The 3,589-nt window shown below is 63.2% G+C and carries 5 protein-coding genes; all 5 read left to right on the top strand.

The window, feature by feature from the left end; all coding sequences use genetic code 11:
* On the top strand, nucleotides 1–178 hold a 178-nt coding region (locus tag DBR23_RS31070; protein WP_233250559.1), incomplete at its 5' end, for an iron-sulfur cluster assembly accessory protein.
* Between the two features lie 85 nt (nucleotides 179–263).
* Nucleotides 264–782, top strand: coding sequence for a Fe-S protein assembly co-chaperone HscB (gene hscB, locus DBR23_RS18700; protein WP_056744674.1), 519 nt, complete (start codon nucleotides 264–266; stop codon nucleotides 780–782).
* 80 nt (nucleotides 783–862) lie between these two features.
* The gene (hscA, locus tag DBR23_RS18695) at nucleotides 863–2,734 is read left to right on the top strand and encodes a Fe-S protein assembly chaperone HscA (protein ID WP_108499212.1); all 1,872 of its coding nucleotides are present in this window, start codon (nucleotides 863–865) and stop codon (nucleotides 2,732–2,734) included.
* 42 nt (nucleotides 2,735–2,776) lie between these two features.
* Complete coding sequence (gene fdx / locus DBR23_RS18690; protein ID WP_056744679.1) at nucleotides 2,777–3,115, top strand: ISC system 2Fe-2S type ferredoxin; 339 nt, start codon at nucleotides 2,777–2,779, stop codon at nucleotides 3,113–3,115.
* On the top strand, nucleotides 3,115–3,589 hold a 475-nt coding region (gene dnaQ, locus DBR23_RS18685), incomplete at its 3' end, for a DNA polymerase III subunit epsilon (protein ID WP_369882138.1). The genes fdx and dnaQ, both read left to right, overlap by 1 nt.

Here is a 3,589-nt window from a genome sequence, read left to right as displayed (position 1 = left end):
GCCCGAGGACATCGTGTTTGAAAACCACGGCGTCAAGGTGCTGATTGACCCCAAGAGCCTGGCCTACATCGATGGCACCGAGCTGGACTTTGTCCGTGAGGGGCTGAACGAAGGCTTCAAGTTCAACAACCCCAACGAGCGTGATCGCTGCGGTTGCGGGGAGAGCTTCCGCGTCTGAACGTCTTCAGCTGATGTAACGCCAAACCGCCAACGCGCTCTGTGCTGGCGGTTTTTTCTTGGATTTTCTTCACGCCCCCTTGCGCATGAATCTGCAATCTGACGACTTCGAACTGTTTGGCCTGGCTTGCCGCTTTGCACAAGAACGCAGCGCCATCGACGCGCGCTGGAAGGAACTGCAGCGCGAAGCCCACCCCGACAAGTTTGCTGCGCAAGGCGCTGCGGCGCAGCGCGTAGCGATGCAGTGGTCCGTGCGCATCAACGAGGCTTATCAACGCCTGAAGGACCCCATGCGCCGGGCGGCCTATCTGTGCGAACTGCACGGAGCGCCTATCCGTGCCGAAGACAACACCGCCATGCCCGCTGCGTTTTTGATGCAGCAGATGGAATGGCGCGAGGCACTGGAAGATGCCCGCGCAGACAGCGAGCTGGACGCACTGGACGATGAGGTGGAACAAGCCCGGCGTGCCGCTCTGTCGCAGTGCGAGCAACTCATCGACCAGCAGCAGGACTATGCGGGCGCGGCCCGCCAGGTCAGAGCCCTCATGTTCATTGCGCGATTTGCGGACGACATAGAACGTCGCCGAGAGCAACTGGGACAATAGAGCGGTTTTGCTTTCCCCCTGGGGCCCCTGTCGCTTGCTGAGGTGATGGCGTCCCCCACCACGTTGAGACCCGAAATTTCATGGCGCTTTTGCAGATCTCCGAACCCGGCCAGTCCCCCGACCCGCACCAGCGGCGCATCGCGGTGGGCATTGACCTGGGCACCACCCATTCTCTGGTTGCCGCTGTGCGCAATGGTGTGTCCGAATGCCTGCCCGATGCGCAGGGTAGGGTGCTGCTGCCCTCGGTGGTGCGCTACCTGGCCAACGGCGGTCGCCAGATCGGATATGACGCCGTGGCGGCGCAGGCCCAGGATGCACGCAACACCATCGCCTCGGCCAAACGCTTCATGGGGCGTGGCCTCAAGGACGTGGCGGAAGCGGGCAAGCTGCCATACGACTTCGTGGCTGCTGCTGATGGAGGCGAGGGCGGTATGGTCAGCCTGGCCACGGTGGATGGCAACAAGTCGCCCGTCGAGATCAGTGCCGAGATTCTGGCCACGCTGCGCTACCGCGCTGAAGACACCTTCAATGATGATCTGTATGGCGCAGTGATCACCGTGCCTGCTTACTTCGACGACGCCCAGCGCCAGGCCACCAAAGATGCGGCCAAGCTCGCTGGCATCAACCTGCTGCGCCTGATCAACGAGCCCACTGCGGCGGCGATTGCCTATGGCCTGGACAACGCCAGCGAGGGCGTCTACGCCGTCTATGACCTGGGTGGGGGTACGTTTGATATTTCCATCCTGCGCCTGACGCAGGGCGTGTTCGAGGTGATCGCCACGGGCGGCGACTCTGCCCTCGGTGGCGACGACTACGACGCGGCGCTGGCGGACTGGGTTTTGCAGCAGGTGGGGCAACAGGCGGTCACACCAGCCGACAAGTCGGCCGTGCGCATGGCGGCGCGCGCCTGCAAAGAGGCATTGACTGCTACTGATTTGGTAGCATTCAAGGCAGAGCTATCTAGCGCTTCTGTGCAATTTGACGTCAAACGGTCGGATTTTGCCGCGGTGACGGCCGATTTGACCGCCCGCTCCATGGCGGCTGTGCGCCGTGCCCTTCGCGATGCGCATCTGGCGCGCGATGAAGTGCAGGGCGTGGTCATGGTGGGCGGCTCCACCCGCATGCCGCAGGTGCAGCGGGCCGTGGCGGAGTTCTTTGGCAAGGAGCCACTGACCAACCTGAATCCCGACGAAGTGGTCGCGCTGGGTGCCGCCATCCAGGCCAACCAGCTGGCCGGTAACAACACGGCAGGCGACCTGCTGCTGCTGGACGTGATTCCGCTGTCCCTGGGTATCGAGACCATGGGCGGGCTGGTGGAACGCATTGTTGCGCGCAACGAGACCATACCTACCGCCAAGGCGCAGGACTTCACGACCTACAAGGATGGACAGACCGCGCTGGCCATCCATGTGGTGCAAGGCGAGCGTGACCTGGTGCGGGACTGCCGCAGCCTGGCGCGCTTTGAGTTGCGCGGTATTCCCCCGATGGCGGCCGGCGCTGCGCGCATCCGTGTGACCTTCACCGTCGATGCCGATGGCCTGCTGAGCGTGGCCGCGAAAGAGCAGGGCAGTGGGGTGGAGGCCCGCATTGACGTGAAACCATCGTACGGCCTCACGGACGACCAGATCGCGCGCATGCTGCAGGACGGCTTTGCCACGGCCGCGCAGGACATGAAAGCCCGTGCCGTGGTCGAGGCCCGCGTGGACGCCGACCGCATGCTAATTGCCACGCAAAGCGCGCTTGACGCGGATGGCGACGTGCTCAGCCCCAAGGAGCGGGCTGCCATCGACGCCCTGATGGTGGCCTTGCGCCACCAGCGCGACGCCGACGATGCCGCGGCCATTGAGGCCGCCACGGAAGCCCTGGCCAAGGGCACCGAGGCGTTTGCAGCCCAGCGCATGAACCGCGGTATCCAGCAGGCCCTGGCCGGCAAGAACGTCGCGAGCCTGTGATACGAGCCAGCGCATCCCTCTGAACAAGAAAAAGACCACCCCATGCCTGTCATCAAGATCCTTCCCCATCCCGAATACTGCCCCGCTGGCACTGAGATCACGGCGCCCGCAGGCACCTCGATCTGCGAAGCCCTGCTGGACAACCACATCAACATCGAGCACGCCTGCGACATGAGCTGTGCCTGCACCACCTGCCACGTCATCGTGCGCCAGGGGCTGAATTCGCTGAATGCGGCAGAAGAAGAGGAAGAAGACCTGCTGGACCGCGCCTGGGGCCTGGAACCGCAGTCGCGCCTGTCGTGCCAGGCCATCCTGGCGCAGACCGACCTGATCGTCGAAATTCCGAAGTACACGATCAACCACGCCAAGGAAAACCACTGATGTCCCGGCAAATTGTTCTGGACACTGAGACCACCGGCCTTTCGGCCGAAGGTGGTGACCGCATCATTGAACTGGGTTGTGTGGAGCTGCTCAACCGCAAGCTGACCGGCAACAACCTGCACCTGTACTTCAACCCTGGCCGTGACAGCCATGAAGATGCGCTGAAGGTGCACGGCATTAGCAATGAGTTCCTGAAGGACAAGCCCAAATTTGCCGACGTGGTGGACGACATCCTGCAGTACCTGCAGGGCGCCGAGATCATCATCCACAACGCTGCGTTCGACGTAGGCTTTCTCAACAAGGAACTGGAGCTGGTGGGGCGCCCGGCGTTTGGCACCTATGTGCAAAGCGTGACTGACACGCTGGCCATGGCCAAGGAGATGTACCCGGGCAAGCGCAACTCGCTGGACGCCCTGTGCGACCGTCTGGGCGTGGACAACTCGGGCCGTACGCTGCACGGCGCCTTGCTCGACG

The sequence above is a fragment of the Acidovorax sp. HMWF018 genome, assembly GCF_003061035.1.
Classification (GTDB): domain Bacteria; phylum Pseudomonadota; class Gammaproteobacteria; order Burkholderiales; family Burkholderiaceae_C; genus Acidovorax; species Acidovorax delafieldii.
The sequence above is the reverse complement of the archived record's forward strand: the minus strand, read 5'-3'. Positions and strand labels throughout refer to the sequence as shown.